Genomic DNA, 24,191 nt, shown 5'->3' on the forward strand with positions numbered 1-24,191 from the left:
CACAAACACCGGACGGACCACACCACTCTGCGCACGCCCCGTCACGACGCTCTGCGGAGTCGTGTCGCCCTGGGCCAGCAGTTCAAGGCCGGCGACGAGCTCCTCACGGTCCCGCCCGACGACGGCACCCCGATGCTCGAAACGGGACCGCGCCGCCACCAGCGACCAGCCAAGGTCACCGACGCTCAAGCCGGGGCGGGCGAGCAGGTATTTCCGCAGTTGCGCGGCCTGGTCGCGCAGGGCACCTTCGTTCTTCGCCGAGAGCGCCAGGGGGACCACGCCCGCCACCACCTGTGAGGGCGAGGGCGTGAACTCGGGCTCGGTGGTGACGGGGTCATGGGCCGGAGCCTGTTCCACGATGACGTGGGCGTTGGTTCCGCTCACGCCGAAGGACGAGATGCCCGCACGGCGCGGCACGCCGCCTTCGCGCTCGGTCCACTCGCGGGCCTCGGACAGCAGGGCCACCGCTCCGGTGGACCAGTTGACCTGGGGCGTCGGCTCGTCCACGTGCAGCGTCTTGGGGAGGACGCCCTGCCGCATGGCCATGACCATCTTGATGACGCCCGCGACACCGGCGGCGGCCTGCGTGTGACCGATGTTCGATTTGATGGAGCCCAGCCAGAGCGGTTCACGGGTATCCGCCGGGCCCTCGGGGCGCTCCTGGCCGTAGGTGGCGAGAAGGGCCTGCGCCTCAATCGGGTCGCCGAGCGTCGTACCCGTGCCGTGGGCCTCGACCGCGTCGATGTCGGCGGGCGACAGGCGGGCGTTGGCGAGGGCCTGCATGATGACGCGCTGCTGGGATGGGCCGTTGGGGGCGGTCAGGCCGTTACTCGCGCCGTCCTGGTTGACGGCGGAACCGCGGATCAGGGCGAGGACGGGGCGTCCTGCGCGGCGGGCCTCCGACAGGCGCTCCACCAGGAGCATGCCGACGCCCTCGCCCCAGCCGGTGCCGTCGGCAGCGGCGGCGAAGGCCTTGCAGCGGCCGTCGGGAGCCAGTCCCTGCTGGCGGCTGAACTCGGTGAAGACGCCCGGGGTGGAGATGACGGTGACGCCCGCGACGAGGGCCATGCCGCACTCGCCCTGACGCAGCGCCTGCGCGGCGAGGTGCAGAGCGACGAGGGAGGAGGAGCAGGCCGTGTCGACGGTGAGGGCCGGGCCTTCGAGGCCGAGGGTGTAGGCGATGCGGCCGGACTCGACGGCGGCCGCGTTGCCGGTGCTCACATAGCCTTCGACGTCCTCCTCGGCTTCGAAGAGGAGAGGGGCGTAGTCCTGTCCGTTGGTACCGACGAATACGCCGGTCCGGCTGCCGCGTACCGTCGCGGGGTCGATACCGGCGCGTTCGAGCGCCTCCCAGGCGGTTTCCAGGAGGAGCCGCTGCTGCGGGTCCATGGCGAGCGCCTCGCGCGGCGAGATACCGAAGAATGCCGCGTCGAATTCTGCGACGCCCTCGAGGAACCCGCCGCTGGCCGTGGAACTCGTTCCCTGCTTTCCGGCGGCCTGCGGGTCGTAGAGCGCTTCCAGGTCCCAGTTACGGTCGCCGGGAAGGTCCGAAATGGCGTCGCGGCCTTCGGAAAGCATCCTCCACAGGTCTTCCGGACCGCTCACCCCGCCGGGGAAGCGGCAACTCATCGCCGTGATCGCGATGGGCTCCTGAGCAGCGGTCTCGATGTCCTTCAGACGTTGCTGCGTCTGATGCAGGTCCGCCGAAACCCACTTGAGATAGTCGCGCAGCGTCTCTTCATTCGCCATCAAATGTCACCTGTTCAGGACTGGGCCGCACTCTCTGGCATACAACGGACCTGTCAGCAGCCGTTTTCTCGATGACGCTATGGGGGCCCTATACGACCAACAACCCCTACTCTCCCCCTACTCGCCCCTACGGGATTACCTCGAAATGAGGCCGGGGCGACTGCGCGGCAAAGGGGGTGGACAGGGGCTGCCAGTTCAATTAACTACCCTTTACGGACGCTCCTTGTCCATTCATTGCCGGGCTTGATTGCACCGGCCTTCATCAAGCCTTTCCATCTTGATCAGGGGCGAGTTCGAGGGCGGCGACGGCACGGACGACATCGATGATCCGGGTGGTGCCGCAGCGGCGCTTCCGCAGGAACCGCCAGCATGTGAAGGTGGCCATGGCACGTTCGCCGAGGCTGCGGATCCTGGCGGGATCGCGGTTGTGACGCCGGCGCCGGCCGCCGGAGTCTTGCCCCGGAACGGGACGCGGACAGCAGCACCTGCACCCTGATACGCCCTGTCCGCCCAGCACTTGATGTCGTCGGCGGCAAGAACGGCGGGAATGTCGTGGGTCCGAGCCGCGGTCAGATCGTGCACGGCTCCGGGTAGCGCGCCGGAGCAGCCAGGAGGTCGACGGCCTCGCTCATGTACCGGTAAACCGTGTTGCGGCCCCGACGCGGAAACCCGCTGCGAGGCGGGCGTGGGTGTCGCCGCAGCGTAGGTGGGCCAGGACGAGCGGGGCCTGCCGGCCGCAGGTCAGGCGCCGCCACCGGGAGCCGATCCGGCGGCGGCGAGCCGGACGGGTGGACAAGCACGCGAAAGCTCCTGGCGGACTGGTGATCTTGGTCGTGAACCCGTCTGCCAGGAGCTTTCTTCATGCCCGCTGCCGGGGCCACCGGTCCAACCTCTCGTCAGGTTGCAAACGGCTCGACGGCTCATTGCGCGGGGCTTCATCGGGCCGAATTTCGTGGCCCCTACTTCATTGTGAGGGTCTCATTCCCGCCCGAGTTGCTTCTTGATGAACGCGAGCATTTCGTCGTCGTCCGCGTCCGCCAGGTGTTCGCCGACACCCCCGCCGTCACCGCTTCCGGCACCGCCGCCCGATTGCGTGTCCCCGCTCTTCCAGCGGTCGAGCGCCGCCTGGAGCCGCACCGCCACCCGGGTGCGGGTGATCTCGTCGGCCGCCCCCACGGCGGCGAGGCTGCCGTCCAGCCGGTCGAGGTCGCCGAGGAGCAGCGCCGTGGGATCGGCGGCGTCGGGGGCGAGTTCGGTACGCAGCACGTCGGCGAGGGCCGTCGGTGTCGGGTGGTCGAAGACCACCGTGGCGGGCAGGACCAGGTCGGTGAGGGCATTGACGCGGTTGCGCAGCTCGACAGCGGTGAGGGAGTCGAAGCCGAGCTCCCGGAAGGCGCGGGTGGGTTCGACGGCCGCCGCGCCGCTGTAGCCGAGGACGGCGGCGACCTGCTCGCAGACCAGGTCGAGCAGCAGCCGCTCCTGCTCGGGCCGCTGGAGCGCCGCGAGTCGCGCCGCGAGGTCCGGACCCTGTCCGTCGGCCGGCCCCCCGGTGCCGCCGTCGGCGCCGTGGGAGGCGGCGAGCCGCTCCACGTCGGGGAGTTCGGCGTACAGCCTGCTCGGCCGGACTGCTGTGAAGGCGGGCGCGTACTGCTGCCAGTCGATGTCGGCGACCAGGGCGGTCGTGCGGTCCTCGGCGAGCAGCCGATGGAGCGCGGTGATCGCGCGGTCCGGGTCGAGTGGCGGCAGCGCCCCGCCGCGCAGCCGTTCGGCGGCCACTCCCTCGGCGGCCATGCCGCTGCCGGCCCAGGGGCCCCAGGCCACGGACGTGGCGGTCAGGCCCCGTGCCCGGCGGGCGTGGGCGAGTCCGTCGAGGTAGGCGTTGGCGGCGGCGTAGCTGCCCTGGCCCGCGCCGCCCGCGACACCGGCGAAGGAGGAGAAGAGGACGAACGCCGACAGGCCGAGGCCGGCGGTCAGCTCGTCGAGGTTGCGGGCGGACCGCGTCTTGGCGCGGAAGACGGTGGCGAGCCGCTGCGGCGTCATCGCGTCGAGGACACCGTCGTCCAGGACTCCCGCCGCGTGGAACACGCCGGTCAGCGGCGCGTCGTCGGGGATGTCCCCGAGCAGGCGCGCCAGTGACTCGCGGTCTGCCGCGTCGCAGGCCGCGAGGGTCACGCGTACGCCCGTCTCCTCCAGTTCTGCGCGGAGTCCGTCGGCGCCGGGCGCGTCCTGGCCGCGCCTGCTGGTCAGGACGAGGTGGTCGGCGCCTGTACGGGCCAGCCAGCGCGCGATGTGCCGGCCGAGGGCTCCCGTGCCGCCGGTGACGAGGACCGTGCCATGCGGGGTCCACTCCCCGGCCGGTGCGGTGTCGAGGGGTGCCCGCACCACGCGGCGCCCGAACGTGCCGCCGCCACGTACCGCCAGCTGGTCCTCGTCGGCCCACGCGCCGCCCAGCACGTGGGCCAGGCGGGACGCGGCGGCGGTACCCGCCGTGCCGGGCAGGTCGACCAGGCCGCCCCACCGCTCCGGGTACTCCAGGGCGGCGACCCGGCCGAGGCCCCACAGGGCCGTCCTGCCGGGCGTGGTGTGCGCGTCGGAGTGGCCGACGGCGACGGCGTCGCGGGTGGCGCACCACAGGGGCGCGTCGACGCCCGTGTCACCGAGGGCCTGGATCAGCGCCAGGGTGCGCAGCACGTCCACGGGGACGTCCTCGTCGTCCTGCTCATCGTGAACTTCATGGACTGCATGGCCCTCATGGACCTCATGGACGGCGAGCAACGACAGCACGCCGTTGAACGACGCCGTGTCGCCCCGCTCTTCGACCGCCGTGCGCAAGGCCTGGGCGAGCGCGTCACGGTCGATGGCGTGCGCGGGCACCTCCGCCGTCACGAGGCGTACGTCGTACTCGGCCATCAGTGCGGTGACCGCCGAGCTCCACGGCGCATCGGCCTCACCCTCGGGCAGGACGGCGAGCCAGCTGCCCGTCAGAGTGCCCGCAGTTGCCTCGCTGAGCGGTGTCCATGACTCGCGGTAGTTCCACCTGTCGATCGTGGAGCTCTCGCGCCCCTGCTTGCGCCAGGCCGTCAGGGCGGGCAGTACCTCGGTCAGCGGTGCGTCGTCCGGGATCCCCAGGGTCTTGGCGAGGCCGGTCAGGTCCGCGCTCTCCACGGTCTCCCAGAACCCGGACTCCACCTCGTCCGCCGTGAAGGCGCCGTCGGCGGCCGGCGTGTCCACCGCGCCCCGCAGCCAGTAGTGCTGGTGCTGGAAGGCGTACGTGGGCAGGTCGACGCGGTGGCGTTCCTCGGTGGGCCCGTACTGGGGCGCCCAGTCCACCTCGGTTCCGCGTACGTGGAGCTTGGCCAGGGCGGTCAGGAAGCTGTCCGCCTCAGGACGGTCCTTGCGCAGAGCCCCGATCAGCCCAGCCTGTGCGGCCGGGTCGGTGAACGTGTCATGCGCCATCGCCGTCAACACGGAATCCGGGCCCAGCTCCAGAAGTGTGGTCACACCCTGCGCGGTAAAAGTGCCGAGTCCGTCATGGAAGCGGACAGCCTCACGGACATGCCCGACCCAATACCCCGGATCCTGAAGCTCAGCCACGTCCGCCAGCTCACCGGTGACGTTGGAGACCACCGACAAGACCGGCACCCCATACGACAAACCCTCCGCGACCTCACGGAAATCATCCAGCACAGGATCCATCAACGGCGAGTGGAAAGCATGCGACACCCTCAACCACCGCACCTTCCGACCCCCACCACGCAAGACCTCCTCCAGGCCCTCCAGAACCACACGATCACCGGAAAGCACCAGCGCCGCAGGCCCGTTCACAGCCGCCACACCCACACGATCCGACAACCCCTCAAGCAACGGCAGCACATCGGCCTCCACCGCCTGAACCGCCAACATCGCCCCACCCTCAGGCAACGCCTGCATCAACCGACCACGCGCAACCACCAGCCGAACCGCATCCTCCAGCGACCAGAGGCCGGCCACAAACGCCGCGACCAACTCACCGACCGAATGCCCACCCACAACATCCGGCCTCACCCCAAACCACTCCGCAAGCCGATACAACGCCACCTCGACCGCGAACAGCGCAGGCTGCGCAAACTCCGTCCGCTCCAACAACCCCGCATCCCCACCGAACATCACGTCCTTCAAAGGACGGTCCAGCAACCCGTCCAGATGCGCACACACCTCATCCAACGCATCCGCGAACACCGGGAACGCCTCATACAACTCACGCCCCATACCAACCCGCTGACTACCCTGACCAGTGAAAACGATCCCGAGACGACCCTCGACGACCGAACCCTGAACGACACCCGGCCCACCCGACGCCACGACCTCAAGACCGGCCAAGAAGTCGTCCCGCTCCCGGCCGAACACGACGGCCCGGTGTTCGAGGAGCGAGCGGCCCGTGGCCAGGGACCAGCTCAGGTCGGCGCGTGCGGGGAGGTCAGCGGCCAGGGCCGGGTCGGCGAGCAGGCGCTCGCGCAGACGGCCGGCTTGCGCACGCAGGGCGTTCGCGTCGCGGGCCGACACCAGCCACGGCAGGCCGGTGGTGGCCGCCAGTACCTGGCCGGGCCGCCGGGACGCGGCGGACTTACCGCGACGAGGGGCCTGTTCCACGACGACGTGGGCGTTCGTACCGCTCACGCCGAACGAGGAGACGCCCGCTCGGCGCGGCGCGCCGTCCCTGTCGGGCCACTCACGGGCCTCGGCGAGGAGTTCGACGGTCCCTGCTGACCAGTCCACGTGGCTGCTCGGCCGGTCGACGTGCAGGGTCCGCGGCAGTGTGCCGTGTCGCATCGCCATGACCATCTTGATGATGCCCGCGACACCGGCGGCCGACTGCGTGTGCCCGATGTTGGACTTCACGGAGCCGAGGAGCAGGGGTCGGTCCGCGGGCCTGTCCTGGCCGTAGGTGGCGATGAGGGCCTGTGCCTCGATCGGGTCGCCGAGCGTGGTTCCCGTGCCGTGGCCCTCGACGGCGTCGATCTGCTCGGGGGCGAGGTGGGCGTTGGCGAGGGCCTGGAGGATGACGCGCTGCTGGGAGGGGCCGTTCGGGGCGGTGAGGCCGTTGCTCGCACCGTCCTGGTTGACGGCGGAACCCCGTACGACCGCGAGGACTTCGTGGCCGTTGCGGCGCGCGTCGGACAGGCGCTCCAGGAGCAGCAGGCCCGCACCCTCGCCCCAGCCCGTGCCGTCGGCGGCTTCCGCGTACGGCTTGCAGCGGCCGTCGGAGGCGAGGCCGCCCTGGCGGCTGAACTCGTCGAAGGCGCCCGCTGTCGCCATCACCGTGACGCCGCCCGCGAGGGCGAGGTCGCACTCGCCCTGGCGCAGCGCCTGCGCCGCCAGGTGCAGGGCGACCAGCGAGGACGAGCAGGCCGTGTCGACCGTCACCGCTGGGCCCTCGAGCCCGAAGGAGTAGGCGAGACGGCCGGAGATGACGCTGCCGGACGTGCCGGTCATGAGATGGCCCTCGACCCCGTCGGGGACGCTGTCGAGGCCGGTGGCATACCCCTGGAAACCCGAGCCGACGAAGACGCCGGTCTGCGTGCCCCGCAGGGACCTGGGGGCGACACCCATACGTTCGAACAGTTCCCAAGAGGTCTCCAGGAGGAGCCGCTGCTGCGGGTCCATCGCCAGGGCCTCGCGCGGCGAGATCCCGAACAAGGAGGCGTCGAACTCCGAAGCGTCGTAAACGAAGCCGCCCTCGGGCTTGTAGCGCGCGGCGCCTTCGAGGTCCCAGCCTCGGTCGGCGGGGAAGACGGAGATGGCGTCCGTGCCGTCGACGAGGAGCTGCCACAGTCCCTCTGGGGTGTTGGCACCGCCGGGGAAGCGGCAGCTCATCGACACGATGGCGATCGGGTCGTCGGCCACGTCGGCGGGGTCCACCACCCGGGCGGGGGCGGCCGTTCCCGCGGTGTCCGTGCCGGACAGCTGCGCCACCAGGTGGCGGGCGAGGACCTCGGGCGACGGGTGGTCGAAGACCACCGTCGCGGGCAGCGTGACCTCGGTGGCCGCGGTGAGCCGGTTGCGCAGCTCCACGGCGGTCAGCGAGTCGAAGCCGAGCTCGCGGAAGGCGCGGGTGGGTTCGACGGCTTCGGCGCCGCCGTAGCCGAGCGCGGCGGCCGCTTCGGCGCGTACGAGGTCGCGGACCAGGCGGTGGCGTTCGGCGTCCGGGAGCCCGGAGAGGCGGGCGGCCCACTCCGAGACCGGGCCGCCTTCGTCGGCCGGCACGGCGGTCTTCTGGGTCTGGCGCGGCCGCAGCTCGGGCAGGCCGCCGAGGAGGGCGCTCGGGCGTGCGGCCGTGAAGGTGGGCGCGAACCGCTCCCAGTCCACGTCCGCCACCGTCAGGCACGTCTCGTCGTACGCCAGGGCCTGGGCGAGCGCGGCGACGGCCTGTTCGGGCGCGAGCAGCGCGACCCCTCGGCGGCGCAGGTGCTCCTCGGCCTCGGCGGTGGCCGCCATGCCGCTGCCGCCCCAGGCTCCCCAGGCGACCGAGGTCGCCGTCAGGCCACGGGCGCGGCGACGCTCGGCGACCGCGTCGAGGAAGGCGTTGGCGGCGGCGTATCCGGCCTGGCCTCCGCTGCCCCAGACGGCGGCGATGGACGAGAACAGTACGAAGGCGTCCAGCGGTGTGTCACCGAGGAGTTCGTCGAGGTGGTCCGCGCCCGCCACCTTCGCGGCGAGGGCGTGGGCGAGGTCGGCCGGGGCCGTGTCGGTGAGGGCGAGCGTGGGGCTCACCCCGGCGGCGTGGAAGACGGAGCGCGGGGTGTGCCCGGCGGCCGCAAGCTCGTCGAGAAGCCGCACGACGGCGTCCCACTCGGCGACATCGCAGGCCGCGACGGTCACCTCGGCGCCCAACCCCTCCAGCTCCGCCTTGAGTTCGGCCGCACCCGGGGCGTCGATGCCGCGGCGGCTCGTCAGGACGAGGTGTGTGGCGCCTTCGCGCGCCAGCCAGCGTGCGACGTGCGCGCCGAGCGCGCCCGTGCCGCCGGTGATGAGCGCGGTGCCGTCCGGCGTCCACTCGCGGGCCGGGCGGGCGTCGAGCGGGGCGTGCGCGAGCCTGCGTACGAAGATACCCGTGCCGCGCACGGCGATCTGGTCCTCGAATCCGCGTCCGTCCGCCGCGTCGGCGGGGATGCCGGCCAGGGCGGTGACGAGCCGGGTGGCGGTACGGGCATCCGGGGCCTGCGGCAGGTCGAGGAGACCGCCCCAGCGCTCCGGGTGCTCAAGGGCCACGACACGGCCCAGGCCCCAGAGCTGGGACTGGGCAGCGCTGGTGAGGCGGTCGTTGCGGCCGGTGGAGACGGCTCCGCTGGAGACCATCCACAACTTCGCCCCGATCCCCACGTCACCCAGGGCCTGCACCAACGCCACCGTGCCGGCGAGCCCGGCGGACAGCACCGGATGCTCCAGATGCGGGTCCTCGGCCAGAGCCAACAAAGACACCACACCCGACAGATCGGAAGCACACCCACCCAGCCGAGTGGCCAACGCCCCGCGACTCAACTCACCAGAACCCACCCCTACTTCGATGACACTCGCACCAGCCTGCGACAGCGCCTCACGGACACCCGCGACCCACACATGCGACGACGCCTCCTCCGGCACGACGACCAGCCAGCGCCCGGCCGGAACCGAACCCGGAAGCGAACCGCTCGGCACCGGCTTCCACACCACCCGATAACGCCAGCCCTCGAGTATCGACCGCTCACGCCGCTGCCGCCGCCACGACGACAACACCGGCAGCACAGCCCCCAACTCAGCAGCGGAACCATCCGCCACATCGAGCTCAGCAACCAACCCCTCCAGGTCCTCCCGCTCCACAGCCTCCCAGAACCGCGCCTCCACCTCGTCGGTGGCGGGCGCCGTCGCGACGTCCGGCGTGCGGCCGTCCACGAGCCAGAAGTGCTCGTGCTGGAAGGCGTACGTGGGCAGGTCTACGACCGTACGGGCGCCCGGGAAGAGCGCCTTCCAGTCCAGTTCGGCGCCGTGTACGTGGGCCTCGGCGATGGCGGCCATGAGGCGGTGCGCGCCACTCACATCCGGCCCCGAGGAGCCGAGCACGACCACCGGGGCGCCGGTGTCACCGGTGGCGTCGATGGCGGCGCGGAGTGAAGCGGTGAGCATCGGGTGCGGGCTCACCTCCGCGAAGAGGCCGTGGCCCTCCTCCGTCAGAGCACGCACCGCCCGGTCGAAGAGGACGGTGTGGCGCAGGTTGCGGTACCAGTAGCCGGCGTCCATCGGGGTGCCGGCGTCCACCCACTCCCCCGTGACCGTGGAGAGCACGGGCACGTCGGCAGGGCGGGCCACCACCGGGGCAAGTACCTGGGCGAGGCGAGCCTCGACGGACTCCACCTCCGTGGTGTGGCCGGCGTGGTCCACGGCGAGCCGTTCCGCCCTGACGTCCTGGGCGGCACACTGGGCGAGCAGCTCGTCAAGGGCCTCGGCCGCGCCGGAGACCACCACCTGGGCGGGACCGTCGACGGCCGCGAGCTCGATGCGGCCCTCCCAGGCCGCGATCAGCTCCCGCGCCTCCTCTTCCGGCAGCGGTACGGCGACCGCGCCGCCCGTGCCGGGGAGTTCGCGGAGCGCGAGGCTGCGCAGGGCCACCACGCGTGCCGCGTCCTCCAGGGTGAGGACGCCCGCCACGTGCGCGGCGGCGATCTCGCCTGGTCCGTGGCCCACTACGGCCGCGGGCTCGACGCCCGCCGCCTGCCACACGGCGGCGACGGAGACGAGAGTGGCGAACAGGACCGGCTGGACGACGTCCACCCGGTCGAAGTGCTCGCCGCTCAGCTCTTCGAACAGGTCCCAGTCCACGAACTCGGCCAGTGCCTCACGGCACTCCCGCATCCGCTCGGCGAACACCGGGCTTGAGTCGAGGAGTTCGACCGCCATTCCTGCCCACTGCGAGCCCTGCCCCGGGAAGACGAACACCGGACGGGCCGCACCGCCCTGCGTCCGCCCCGTGACCACATGCCGCGCTGTCGTGTCACCCGCGACCAGTCGGTCGAGCCCGGCAAGGAGCTCGTCACGGTCCCGGCCGACGACGACACCCCGGTGCTCGAACCGCGACCGCGCCACCGCAAGCGTCCAGGCCACCTCGCCGAGGCCAAGACCGGTGTGGTCGACGAGGTGTGCGCGTAGGCGTGCGGCCTGGGAGCGCAGGGCTTCGGGGGTCTTCGCCGAGAGGGCCAGCGGAATCACGTTCGTGGGTGGTTCCCCGCCCCCGGAGGTCTCGTCGGGCCGCGCCGGCTCGTCCGCCGGCGCCTGCTCCACGATGACGTGGGCGTTCGTGCCGCTCACGCCGAACGCGGAGACACCGGCGCGCCGGGGCCTGCTTCCGGCGTGCTCGGGCCAGTTCCGCGCGCCCGTCAGAAGCTCCACCGCGCCCGTCGACCAGTCGACTTCGGAGGACGGGGCGTCGACGTGCAGCGTCTTCGGCAGCGTGCCGTGCCGCATCGCCATGACCATCTTCATGATGCCCGCGACACCGGCGGCGGCCTGCGTGTGACCGATGTTCGACTTGATGGAGCCGAGCCACAGGGGCTGGTCTCCCTGGCGTTCCTTGCCGTAGGTGGCGAGGAGGGCCTGCGCCTCGATCGGGTCCCCGAGCGTCGTACCCGTACCGTGCGCCTCGACCACGTCGACGTCGGCGGCGGACAAGCCGGCGCTCGCCAGGGCGGCACGGATCACGCGGCGCTGGGAGGGGCCGTTGGGCGCGGTCAGGCCGTTGCTCGCGCCGTCCTGGTTGACGGCCGAGCCGCGGACGACCGCGAGGACGCGGTGCCCGTTGCGGCGGGCGTCCGAAAGCCGCTCCACAAGCAGCATGCCGACACCCTCACCCCAACCGGTGCCGTCCGCCGCCTCGGCGAAGGCCTTGCAGCGGCCGTCGGTCGCGAGGCCGCGCTGACGGCTGAACTCGACGAAGGTGGCGGGGGTCGACATCACCGAGACCCCGCCCGCGAGCGCCATGGTGCACTCGCCCTGCCGCAACGCCTGCGCGGCCAGGTGCAGGGCGACGAGCGACGAGGAGCAGGCCGTGTCGACCGTGACGGCCGGACCCTCGATGCCGAAGGTGTAGGAGATGCGGCCGGAGGCGACGCTCGCGGCGTTGCCGATGCCGAGGTAGCCCTCGACCTCGTCGGGAACCTGGTCGACCCCGGCGGTGTAGTCCTGGCCGTTGGTGCCCGCGAACACGCCGATCTGACTGCCGCCGAGCGTGGCGGGGTCGATTCCGGCGCGCTCGAACGCCTCCCAGGAAGTCTCCAGGAGGAGCCGCTGCTGCGGGTCCATGGCGAGCGCCTCGCGCGGGTTGATGCCGAAGAACTTGGCGTCGAACTGCCCTGCGTCGTACAGGAATCCGCCCTCGCGGACGTACGAGGTCCCGGTGCGCTCGGCGTCGGAGTGGTAGAGACCGTCGGTGTCCCAGCCGCGGTCGACGGGGAAGTCGGCGATCGCGTCGACGCCGTCGGCGACCAGTCGCCACAGGTCCTCGGGGCTCCGTACGCCGCCGGGGAAGCGGCAGCTCATGCCGATGATGGCGAGGGGCTCGTCGGCGGCGGCAGTGGTGGCGGCGGGCAGCGGGGTGGTGCTGTCGTCGCCGAAGAGTTCGGTGTGCAGGTGGGCGGCGAGCGTGGTCGCCGTGGGGTGGTCGAAGACGAGGGTGGTGGGCAGCTTCAGGCCGGTCGCGACGCCGATGAGATTGCGGAGTTCCACTGCCGTGAGCGAGTCGAAGCCCAGTTCACGGAAGGCGCGGGTGACGTGGACGTCGTCCGGGCTCGGGTAGCCGAGGACGTCGGCGGCCTGGGCGCGCACCAGGTCGAGGAGGGCGGCCGCACGGTCGGCGGGGGCCAGTGCGGCAAGGCGGTCGGCGAGCGCGTTGGCGGGCGCGGTGCCCGTCGCGGCGCCGGTGTTGCCGGTCGGGGTGGTGAGCGCCGCGACGGCTTCGGGGATGTCCGCGAAGAGGCAGCTGGGCCGGGCGGCGGTGAAGCCGGGTGCGTACTGGCCCCAGTCGATGTCCACGACGGCGGCGAGCGTCTGGTCGTGGCCGAGCGTCTGGTGCAGGGCGGCGAGGGCGAGATCGGGGTCCATGGGAGGCATCACGCCGTGCCGCAGCCGCTCGGCGGCGGCACCTTCGGCGGCCATGCCGCTGCCGTCCCAGGGGCCCCAGGCGACGGAGGTCGCCACGTGCCCTGTGGCGCGCCGGGTCTCCGCGAGGGCGTCGAGGGCGGCGTTGGCAGCGGCGTAACTTCCCTGCCCCGCACCGCCGGTGATGCCGGCGAAGGAGGAGAAGAGTACGAACGCGGAGAGGTCGGCGTCGCGGGTCAGTTCGTCCAGATGACGCGCCGACTCCACCTTCGCCCGGAACACCGAGGCCAGACCGTCTTCGGTCAGCCCGTCAAGCACCCCGTCGTCCAGCACACCGGCGGCATGGAACACACCGCTCAACGGCACATCACCGGGCACGTCGGCAAGTAGCCGCGCCAAGGCCTCACGGTCGGCGACATCACACGCCGCCACCGTCACCCGTACGCCCAACTCATCCAATTCCGCTCGTAGTTCGGGGGCACCAGGCGCCTCGAGACCACGTCGGCTCGTCAAGATCAGGTGCTCGGCTCCCGTACGAGCCAGCCACCGCGCCACATGGGCGCCCAACGCGCCCGTGCCGCCCGTGACCAGCACCGTGCCTCGCGCAGACCAGTCGCTCTCGGGAGCGGCGTCACCGAACGGTGCACGCACCAGACGACGCACGAACACACCGGACGCGCGCACCGCCACCTGATCCTCGCCCGGCAGGGCACCGAGCACCTGGGCAAGGGCCGTGGTGGCGGCGGGGTCGGCGGTTTCGGGGAGGTCGACGAGGCCGCCCCAGGTCTGCGGGTATTCGAGGGCGGCGACCCGGCCGAGGCCCCAGACGGTCGCCTGCGCCGGGTCGGCGGCGCCCTCGGAGGGCGTCGTCGCCACGGCGCCGCGGGTCGCGGCCCACACGGTGGCCGAGCTGCCCGCGTCACCGAGCGCCTGGAGGAGAACGGCCGTGCGCAGGGCGGCGGTCGGAGCCACGTCGACGGCTCGGGCCGCCGCGCCGGAGCCCTCGGTGGCTTCCGGGTGTCCGGGTAGCGCGAGGAGCGACAGGGCTCCGTCCCACCCAGCCGCCTCGTGCGCACCCAGCAGGCCGGTGAGCGCCGCACGGTCGGTGGCGGCGTCGGCGGGGACGCGCACCACGGTGACGCGGGCACCGCCGCTCTTGAGGGCGCGCTCAGCCGTGACGCTCCAGGGGTGCTCGGAGTCAGGCGCGTGCCCGGGCGCCGCCGAGCCACCCTCGGACGTGGGGACGAGCAGGGCCCATGAGGTGCCGGTCAGGGCGGTTCGCGAGCCGGTCGGCTCGTGGGGACGCAGCGGGTTCCAGGTGACGCGGTAGCGCCAGCTGTCAAGCGTGGCGGTGGCCCGCTGCCGGCGCCGCCAGGCGGTCAGGGCGGGCAGGACCGAGGTCAGCGGGGCGTCGTCGGGCACATCGAGGGCGCCGGTGAGCTCCGCGAGGTCCTCGTGCTCCACGGCCTCCCAGAAGCGGGCCTCCGCCTCGTCGGCGGGTGCCGTGCCGGGGGTGGGGACGGCGGCCGCCGAGGAGGCGGTGTCCAGCCAGTACCGCTGGTGCTGGAAGGCGTACGTGGGCAGACCGACGCGGCGGCGGGCCGCGACCGGGGCGAACTGCGGGGTCCAGTCGACCGTGATGCCACCCACGTGCAGCCGGGCCAGGGCGGTCAGGAAGGTGCCGGGCTCGGGCCTGTCGCGGCGCAGGGCGGGGACGAGCTGGGCCTCGGCTCCGGTGAGGGCGTCGTGGGCCATCGCCGTGAGGACGGCGTCGGGGCCCAGTTCGAGGAAGCTGGTGACGCCGAAGCCGGTGAGGGCGAGCAGACCGTCGTGGAAGCGGACGGGTTCACGGACGTGCCGGACCCAGTACTCGGGGTCCTTGAGCTCGTCGGCCGTGGCGAGGCGCCCGGTCAGGTTGGAGACGACGGGCAGCTCCGGGTCCTGGTAGGTCAGCCCCTGGGCGACCTGCCTGAACTCGTCGAGCATCGGCGCCATCAGCGGCGAGTGGAAGGCGTGGCTGACCTTCAGCCAGCGGGTCTTGCGGCCTTCGGCCCGCAGTTGGCCCGCCAGGTCCTCCAGGACACCGCGGTCGCCGGAGAGCACCACTTGGGCGGGGCCGTTGGCGGCGGCGAGACCCACCCACTCGGCGACCTCCTCCAGGAGCGGGGCGACGTCGGCCTCGGACGCCTGGACGGCGAGCATGGCGCCGCCGCGTGGCAGCGCCTGCATCAGCCGCCCGCGCGCGCCCACAAGGCGGGCCGCGTCCGCCAGGGACCACACCCCGGCGACGTGCGCGGCAGCCAGCTCACCCACGGAGTGGCCGCCGACGATCTCGGGCCGCACCCCGAAGGACTCCGCGAGACGGTACAGCGCGACCTCGACGGCGAACAGCGCGGGCTGCGCGTATCCCGTACGGGCCAGGAGGTCGGCGTCCGTGCCGAACATGACCTCCTTCAGGGGGCGGTCGAGCAGCGGATCAAGGTGGGCGCACACCTTGTCGAGGGCGGTGGCGAACACGGGGAAGGTCTCGTACAGCTCCTGGCCCATGCCGACGCGCTGGCTGCCCTGGCCGGTGAAGAGAACCCCGAGCCTGCCCTCGGTCACGGAGCCGCTGACGGTGCCGGGGGCGGTGGGGGCTTCGGAGGCGAGGGCTTCCAGGGCCGTCAGGAGCTGGTCGCGGTCCTCGCCGAGGAGCACGGCCCGGTGTTCGAAGGCGGAGCGGCCGGTGGCGAGGGTCCAGCCGAGGTCGGCGCGCCCCTCGCGGTCCGCGGCCAGGCCCGGGTCGGCGACGAGGTGCGCGTGCAGCCGCGCCGCCTGTGCGCGCAGCGCCTTGGCGGTGCGGCCGGACACGGGCCAGGGCGTGGGGCCGACGGCCTCGGGGGTGCCTTCGACGGCCGCGGGGCTCTCGGCCCCGTCCACCGCGTCGGGGCTGTCCTGGGCACGGTCCTGGGGTGCGTCGGGAAGGGCTTCTTCGACGATCACGTGGGCGTTGGTGCCGCTGACACCGAACGAGGAGACGCCCGCGCGACGCGGCCCCTCGCGCTCCGGCCACTGCCGGGACTCGGTCAGGAGCTCGACCGCGCCGGCCGTCCAGTCGACGTGGGACGACGGCCGGTCGACGTGCAGAGTGCTCGGCAGCAGCCCGTGGCGCATCGCCATGACCATCTTGATGACACCGGCCGCGCCTGCGGCGGCCTGTGTGTGCCCGAGGTTGGACTTGACGGACCCCAGCCACAGCGGCCGGGTGCGGGGCCGCCCCTGCCCGTAGGTGGCGAGCAGGGCCTGCGCCTCGATCGGGTCGCCCAGCGTGGTGCCCGTACCGTGCGCCTCGACGGCGTCGACGTCACCGGCCGTAAGGCCCGCGTTCGCCAGGGCGGCGCGGATGACGCGCCGCTGGGCAGGGCCGTTGGGGGCGGTGAGCCCGTTACTGGCGCCGTCCTGGTTGACCGCGGAGCCCTTCAGGACGGCGAGGACCTCGTGCCCGTTGCGACGGGCGTCGGAGAGGCGTTCGAGCAGGAGCAGGCCGACGCCCTCGCCCCAGCCGGTACCGTCGGCCGCCTCGGCGAACGCCTTGCAGCGGCCGTCCTCGGCCATGCCGCGCTGGCGGCTGAACTCCACGAAGGCGGTGGGCGTCGACATCAGGGACACGCCGCCCGCGAGGGCGAGTCCGCACTCACCCTGGCGCAGGGCCTGCGCCGCGAGGTGCAGGGCGACCAGGGAGGACGAGCACGCCGTGTCGATGGTGACGGCCGGGCCTTCGAGGCCCAGGCTGTAGGAGAGGCGCCCGGAGACGACGGCGGCGGTGTTGCCGGTGCCCGAGTAGCCCTCGGTGCTGTCGGCGGCCTCCGCGACGACGGCCGTGTAGTCCTGGCCGTTCGTGCCGGTGAACACGCCGGTGCGGCTGCCGCGAAGGCTCTGCGGATCGATGCCGGCCCGCTCGATGGCCTCCCACGCGGTCTCGAGGAGAAGGCGCTGCTGCGGGTCCATGGCGCGTGCCTCACGCGGGGATATCCCGAAGAACCCCGCGTCGAACTCGTCGGCCGCGTACACGAATCCGCCCTCGCGGGCGTAGGTGGTGCCCTGGTGGTCGGGGTCGGGGTGGTAGAGCCCGGCCACGTCCCAGCCTCGGTTCGCCGGGAACGCGGAGACCGCGTCCACGCCGTCCCGCACCAGCCGCCACAGCTCCTCGGGAGTGTTCGCGCCGCCGGGGAAGCGGCAACTCATCGCGACGATCGCGACCGGCTCCGCGTCCTTGGACTCGAGTTCGCGCACCCGTCGACGAGTCGTGTGCAGATCCGCCGTCACCTGCTTGAGAAGGCGGCGGATTTTGTCGTCGTTCACCATCTGGCCTGGCTCCTAGAGAAATTCGGAGAGTGCGGGGGCGCGGTGCGGACCCACGAACCACAGGGGGGGCGGGGCATCATGAAATTCCGAACTCTTTGCTGATGAAGTCGAACATCTCGTCGTCCGTCGCGGACTCCAGTTCGCCGGCGACCTCGGCGTCCTCAAGGCCGTCCTGGCCGGGGACGCACCGGTCGAGCAGGACCCGCAGCCGTTCGGCGATGGTGGCCAGCTCGTCCTGTGACGGTGTGCTCTCGGCGAGGCCCGCCTCCAGGGTGTCGAGCTGGGTCAGCAGCGGTGCCGGTTCGACTCCGTCGGTGCGCACTTCGGCCTTGAGGTACGCGGCGAGTGCGACGGGCGTGGGGTGGTCGAAGACCAGGGTGGTGGGCAGCGGCAGACCGGTGGCCGCGCCGAGCGCGTTGCGCAGCTCGACGGCGGTGAGGGAGTCGAATCCCAACTCGCGGAAGGCGCGTGTGCGTTCGACCTGCTCGGGGCCTCGGTAGCCGAGGACCGTGGCCGCGTGGGTGCGGACCAGGTCCTCCAGGAACCGGTCACGCTCCGGCCCGGACAGTCCGGCGAGCTGCCGCGCCAGGTCAGGACCGGTGCCCCCGGCGCCCGCGTCGTCGACCGTCGTGCGGTCCCGCAGGGCGCGGACCTCCGGCAGGTCGGCGAAGAGCGGGTTGGCCGTGATACCCGGGCCGCCGGAGAGGTACTGCTCCCAGTCGACATCGGCGATCACGGTGACGGCCTGCTCATGGCCGAGGGCCCGGTGCAGGGCGGCGACCGCGGTCCGCGGTTCCATGGGCGGCATCGGACCGCCGCGCAGCCGTTCGGCGGCCATGCCGCCTCCGGCCCACGCGCCCCACGCGAGGGAGTTCGCGGTCAGACCACGGGCCCTGCGCTGCTCCGCGAGCGCGTCGAGGTACGCGTTGGCGGCGGCGTAACTGCTCTGCCCCGCCCCGCCGGAGAGACCGGCGAACGACGAGAAGAGCACGAACGCCGACAGGTCGAGCCCGGATGTCAGCTCGTCCAGGTGGAGTGCGGACTGCACCTTCGCCCGGAAGACGGTGGCGAGCCGCTCCGCGCTCATCCCGTCGAGAACGCCGTCGTCCAGGACACCCGCCGTGTGGAACACCGCGGTCAGCGGCTGATGGCCGGGGATCGCGTCCAGGACCCGCGCGAGCGCGTCCCGGTCCGCCGCGTCGCAGGCGGCGATGGTCACCTCGGCTCCCAACTCCTCCAGCTCGGAGCGGAGTTCTGCGGCTCCAGGCGCCTCGGGGCCGCGCCTGCTGGTCAGTACGAGATGCGGGGCGCCCTGAGCGGCGAGCCAGCGTGCGACATGGCCGCCGACTGCGCCCGTGCCGCCCGTGACCAGCGCGGTGCCGCGTGATGTCCAGGCGTCCCGGCCGTCGGCACCGCCGCCGCCCAGCGGGTCGTGCACGAGGCGGCGCCCGAAGACTCCGGAACCGCGCACCGCCACCTGGTCCTCACCGTCCCACGCGCCGCCGAGTACCCCGGCGAGCCCGTCGAGCGCCCGCGCGTCGGCCGCCTCCGGCATATCGGCGAGGCCGCCCCACAGCTTCGGGTACTCCACGGCCACCACGCGACCAAGACCCCACAGTGCGGCCTGCGCGTACCGCTGCGCCGGGTCGCCGCCGTCCACACCGAGCGCGGCCCTGCTGGCCAGCCAGAGCGGGGCGCCCAGATCGGCGGCGTGCAGAGCCTGTACGAGGGTGACCGTCGCGGCAAGGCCTCGGCTGACGCCGCCACGCACGGCGTGCGGCTCCTCGTCGGCGGCGAGCAGCGAGAGCACACCAGCGGGCGTGCCGCCTGCGACTGCAGCTTCCTTGCGCAGCCGCTCCGCGAGCTCCCCGCGTCCTGTCCCCTCGGCGTCGATGACGACGGTGCGCACCTCGGCGCCGTGACGGTCGAGCGCGTCCTCCACGGCCGCTGTCCAGGCCCCGTCGGCTCCCCGGTCCGGGACGAGGAGCAGCCACGTCCCGGCGAGCACCGGCCCGGCCACCCGGTGGAGCGGCTGCAGCAGGCTCCAGGAGACGCGGTAGCTCCAGGCGTCCAAGGCTGAGGTCTCCCGCTGCCGGCGTCGCCACGACGAGAGAACCGGCAGCACCTCCCCCAGCGCCCCACCCTCAGCACCCAACTCGGCACTGAGCGACTCCAGGTCCTCCCGCTCCACCGCTTCCCAGAAGCGGGCCTCCACCTCGTCAACAGCGAACCCGCCCGCCTGCATCACGGGCAACGGGGCCGACTCGAGCCAGTATGGCTCACGCTGAAAGGCGTACGTGGGCAGCTCCACACGGGTACGCGCCTCGGCCGGGGCAAACAACGGCGCCCAGTCGACCCCCACACCACGCACATGCGCCCTCGCCAAGGCAGCCAGGAAGCTGTCCGCCTCGGGACGGTCCTTGCGCAGAGCCCCGATCAGCCCCGCCTGTGCGGCCGGGTCGGTGAACGTGTCATGCGCCATCGCCGTCAATACGGAGTCCGGGCCCAGCTCCAGAAGTGTGGTCACACCCTGCGCCGTAAAGGTGCCGAGTCCGTCATGGAAGCGGACAGCCTCACGGACATGCCCGACCCAATACCCCGGATCCTGAAGCTCAGCTACGTCCGCCAGCTCACCGGTGACGTTGGAGACCACCGACAAGACCGGCACCCCATACGACAAACCCTCCGCGACCTCACGGAAATCATCCAGCACAGGATCCATCAACGGCGAGTGGAAAGCATGCGACACCCTCAGCCACCGCACCTTCCGACCCCCACCACGCAAGACCTCCTCCAGGCCCTCCAGAACCACACGATCACCGGAAAGCACCACCTGAGACGGCCCGTTCACAGCCGCCACACCCACCCGATCCGACAACCCCTCAAGCAACGGCAGCACATCGGCCTCCACCGCCTGAACCGCCAACATCCCCCCACCCTCGGGCAACGCCTGCATCAACCGACCACGCGCAACCACCAGCCGAACCGCATCCTCCAACGACCACAGGCCGGCCACAAACGCCGCGACCAACTCACCGACCGAATGCCCACCCACAACATCCGGCCTCACCCCAAACCACTCCCCAAGCCGATACAACGCCACCTCGACAGCGAACAACGCAGGCTGCGCAAACTCCGTCCGCTCCAACACCCCCGCATCCCCACCGAACATCACGTCCTTCAAAGGACGCTCAAGCAACCCGTCCAGATGCGCACACACCTCATCCAACGCATCCGCGAACACCGGGAACGCCTCATACAACTCACGCCCCATACCAACCCGCTGACTACCCTGACCGGTGAAGACCACACCCAGGCGACCCTCGACAACCGAACCCGCGACCACCCCGGACCCACCCGACGCCAGCGACTCCAAACCGGCCAAGAAATCTCCACGCTCCCGACCGAACACCACCGCACGATGCTCCAGCGTCGCCCGACCCGACAGCAACGACCAGCCCACATCGACCGGCTCAAGCCCGCCGCGCTCGACCACGTGCTCCCGCAGCCGCTCAGCCTGCGCCCGCAGCGCCTCAGCACTCCGGCCCGACACCATCCACGGCACCACCGTCGACGGCGTGGCCACCGGAGACGTGACATCAGCGGGCACCTCCATCGGCGCCTGCTCCACAATGACGTGGGCGTTCGTACCGCTCACACCGAACGACGACACACCCGCACGACGCGGGACACCCTCTCCCCGGTCGGCCCACTCACGCGCCTCGGTCAACAACTCGACAGCACCCGCCGACCAGTCCACATGCGAACTCGGCTCATCCACATGCAAGGAAAGCGGGAGCACGCCCTCGCGCATGGCCATGACCATCTTGATGACACCGGCGACGCCGGAAGCAGCCTGCGTATGGCCGATGTTGGACTTGATGGAGCCGAGCCACAGCGGCTCCTCAGCAGAGCGCTCCTGACCGTACGTGGCGAGCAACGCCTGCGCCTCGATCGGGTCACCCAACGTCGTGCCCGTACCATGCGCCTCCACGGCATCGACGTCACCGGCCGACAGACCGGCACTGGCGAGGGCGGCACGGATCACCCGCTGCTGCGACGGACCATTCGGGGCGGTGAGGCCATTGCTCGCACCGTCCTGGTTCACGGCGGAACCCCGTACGACCGCGAGGACCTCGTGGCCGTTGCGACGCGCATCCGACAACCGCTCCAGGAGCAGCAGGCCCACACCCTCACCCCAGCCCGTACCATCCGCAGCCTCCGCGAACGGCTTGCAGCGACCATCCGCCGCGAGGCCCTGCTGCTTGCTGAACTCGTCGAAGGCGGTGGGCGTCGACATGACGGTCACACCACCGGCGAGTGCCATGTCGCACTCGCCCTGGCGCAGGGCCTGCGCGGCCAGGTGCAGGGCGACCAGCGACGACGAACACGCCGTGTCCACCGTCACCGCCGGCCCTTCGAGGCCGAACGCGTACGACAGACGGCCGGAGATGACGGCGCCTGCGTTGCCAGTGAGAAGGTATCCCTCGACGCCCTCCGGCGGCTCGTGGACGCCTTCGCCGTACCCCTGGTAGCCCGAGCCGATGAAGACGCCGGTCTGGTGGCCCTGGAGGGCGGTGGGGGCGATGCCGGCGCGCTCGAACAGTTCCCAGGAGGTCTCCAGGAGGAGCCGCTGCTGGGGGTCGATCGACAGGGCCTCGCGCGGGGAGATCCCGAAGAACGCGGCGTCGAACTCGGCGGCGTCGTAGAGGAATCCGCCCTCCGCCTTGTAGGCCGCGGCGCCGGTGTTCTCCCAGCCGCGGTCGGCGGGGAAGACGGAGATGGCGTCCGTGCCTTCGGAGACCAGGCGCCACAAGGCGTCCGGGCTGGTGGCACCGCCGGGGTAGCGGCAGCTCATCGATACGATGGCGATCGGGTCGTCGGCCGGTACGAGCGCGGCACGCGTCGCCACGGCGTCCGGTTCGTCGCCCAGTGCCTCGCGGCGCAGGTGGGCTGCGAGGACTTGGGCGTTGGGGTAGTCGAAGACAAGGGTGGTGGGGAGCTTCAGGCCCGTGGCGCCGGCGAGGCGGTTGCGCACCTCGACAGCCGTCAACGAATCGAAGCCCAGCTCACGGAAGGCACGGCCCGGCTCCACCGCCTCCGCACCGGCATAGCCGAGCACGGCCGCGGCCTGCGCCCGTACGAGTTCGAGTACGGACCGCTCCTGCTCCGCAGTCGGCACGGCGGACAACCGCTCGGCCCAGTCGGAGCCGGTCACGGAGGTCTGCGCGCGGGCCGTGACGGCCGTCTCCGGTCCGGCGAGGGCGAGCCGCACCTCGGGCAGATCCCCGATGAACGGGCTCGGCCGCAGCGAGGTGAAGGCGGGTGCGAACCGTGCCCAGTCCACGTCGGCGACGGCCACGAACGTCTCGTCGTGCGCCACCGCCTCGGCCAACGCCGCCACCGCACGCTCCGGCGCCATCGCCGTCACGCCGAGCCGGCGCAGGGCCTCCTCGGCGTCGTCGCCGCCCATGCCGCTGCCACCGCCCCACAGGCCCCAGGCCACGGAAGTGGCGGTCAGACCGCGCGCACGCCGGGCTTCGGCGAGGGCGTCGAGGTAGGCGTTGGCGGCCGCGTAGGCGCCCTGGCTTCCGCTGCCCCACACGCCCGCGTTGGACGAGAACAGCACGAACGCGTCGAGGGACGCGGTGTCCAGGAGCGCGTCCAGGTGGGCCGCGCCCGCGACCTTCGCCTCCAGGACCTCGGCAATCTGTGCCGCCGTCATGTCGTGCAGCGGCTGTTCCTGTCCGACACCGGCCGCGTGGAAGACGGACCGCAGAGTGCGTCCGTCGGCGGTCAGGCCCTCGACCAGCCGCTCGACCGCGTCCCGGTCGGCCACGTCACAGGCCGCGACGGTGACCTCGGCACCCAACTCCTCGAGCTCCAACCTGAGTTCAGCGGCGCCGGGCGCGTCGAGACCACGGCGACTCGTCAGAACGAGGTGCTCCACGCCCTCACCGGCCAGCCACCGCGCCACATGTCCGCCGATCGCCCCCGTGCCACCGGTGACCAGCGCCGTCCCGCGCACCGTCCACTCCGGCTCCACGCCCTCACCCGACTCCAGCGGGGCGTGCGCGAAACGGCGTACGAAGACACCCGTGTCCCGTATCGCCAGCTGGTCCTCGTCACCGGCAGCGGCCAGCACAGTGGCGAACCGCGACGCCGCACGCTCGTCGTACGTCCGGGGCAGGTCGATCAGACCGCCCCAGCGCTCCGGGTACTCCAGGGCCACCACGCGGCCGAGGCCCCACAGCTGCGCCTGGACAGGGCTGGTGACCCGGTCACCGCGTCCGGTGGCGACTGCCCCGCTGGACAGCGCCCACAGCCGCGCTCCGACCCCGGCGTCCCCGAGTGCCTGCACCAGGGCCACGGAACCGGCGAGTCCGGCGGGCACCTCTTCGTGCGCCTGGAGCGCGGACTCATCGAGGCCGAGCAGGGACACCACACCGGCGAATCCCTCCCCGGTGGGCCTCCGCAGCCGCTCGGCGAGCGCTTCCCGCGTCAACTCGGCGGCTGGTACGTGCACTTCGGAGACGAGGGCGCCGAAACGGGCCAGCGCCTCACTCACCCCGGTCGCCCACGGGTGCCCCGCGACGCTCTCCGGAATGACGACGGCCCACCGCCCGGAGAGACCGGAGGCCGCCGACACGACACCGCTCGGCAGCGGCTTCCAGGTCACCCGATAACGCCAGCCGTCGAGTGTCGACCGCTCACGCCGCTGCCGCCGCCACGACGACAACACCGGCAGCACGGCCCCCAACTCGGCAGCGGAACCATCCGCCACGTCGAGCTCAGCAGCCAGCCCCTCCAGGTCCTCCCGCTCCACAGCCTCCCAGAACCGCGCCTCCACGTCCGTCAAGCCGGACAGCGGCGTGCCGTCCGGAGCCTCGTCGTCCGTCAGCCAGTAGTGCTGGCGCTGGAAGGCGTAGGTGGGCAGGTCGACCACGGCCTGGGCATCCGGATAGAGGGCCTTCCAGTCGAGCTCGGCGCCGTGT

The 24,191-nt window shown here is 72.2% G+C and carries 3 protein-coding genes and 1 pseudogene; all 4 read right to left on the minus strand.

Annotation, left to right across the window (positions count from 1 at the left end; genetic code table 11):
* Window positions 1-1,749, minus strand: a 1,749-nt coding sequence (locus tag ACFYQ5_RS35540) for a type I polyketide synthase (RefSeq protein WP_389203683.1), incomplete at its 3' end; no start/stop codon positions are given.
* 262 nt (window positions 1,750-2,011) lie between these two features.
* A pseudogene (locus ACFYQ5_RS35545) lies at window positions 2,012-2,530 on the minus strand (transposase family protein); the annotation flags it as partial.
* Window positions 2,531-2,727: 197 nt separating this feature from the next.
* Window positions 2,728-17,196 (minus strand): type I polyketide synthase, encoded by a 14,469-nt coding sequence (locus tag ACFYQ5_RS35550; RefSeq protein ID WP_389203685.1) that lies wholly within the window; start codon window positions 17,194-17,196, stop codon window positions 2,728-2,730.
* A 76-nt stretch (window positions 17,197-17,272) separates the two neighbouring features.
* Window positions 17,273-24,191, minus strand: a 6,919-nt coding sequence (locus tag ACFYQ5_RS35555) for a type I polyketide synthase (RefSeq protein WP_389203687.1), incomplete at its 5' end; no start/stop codon positions are given.

The organism is Streptomyces sp. NPDC005794 (assembly GCF_042871445.1).
In the GTDB taxonomy this organism is placed as follows: Bacteria; Actinomycetota; Actinomycetes; order Streptomycetales; family Streptomycetaceae; genus Streptomyces.

What these genes read in the sequence shown, in the direction of transcription:
- ACFYQ5_RS35550 (WP_389203685.1), bottom strand. Translation starts at nt 17,196, where the DNA reads ATGGTGAACGACGACAAAATCCGCCGCCTTCTCAAGCAGGTGACGGCG.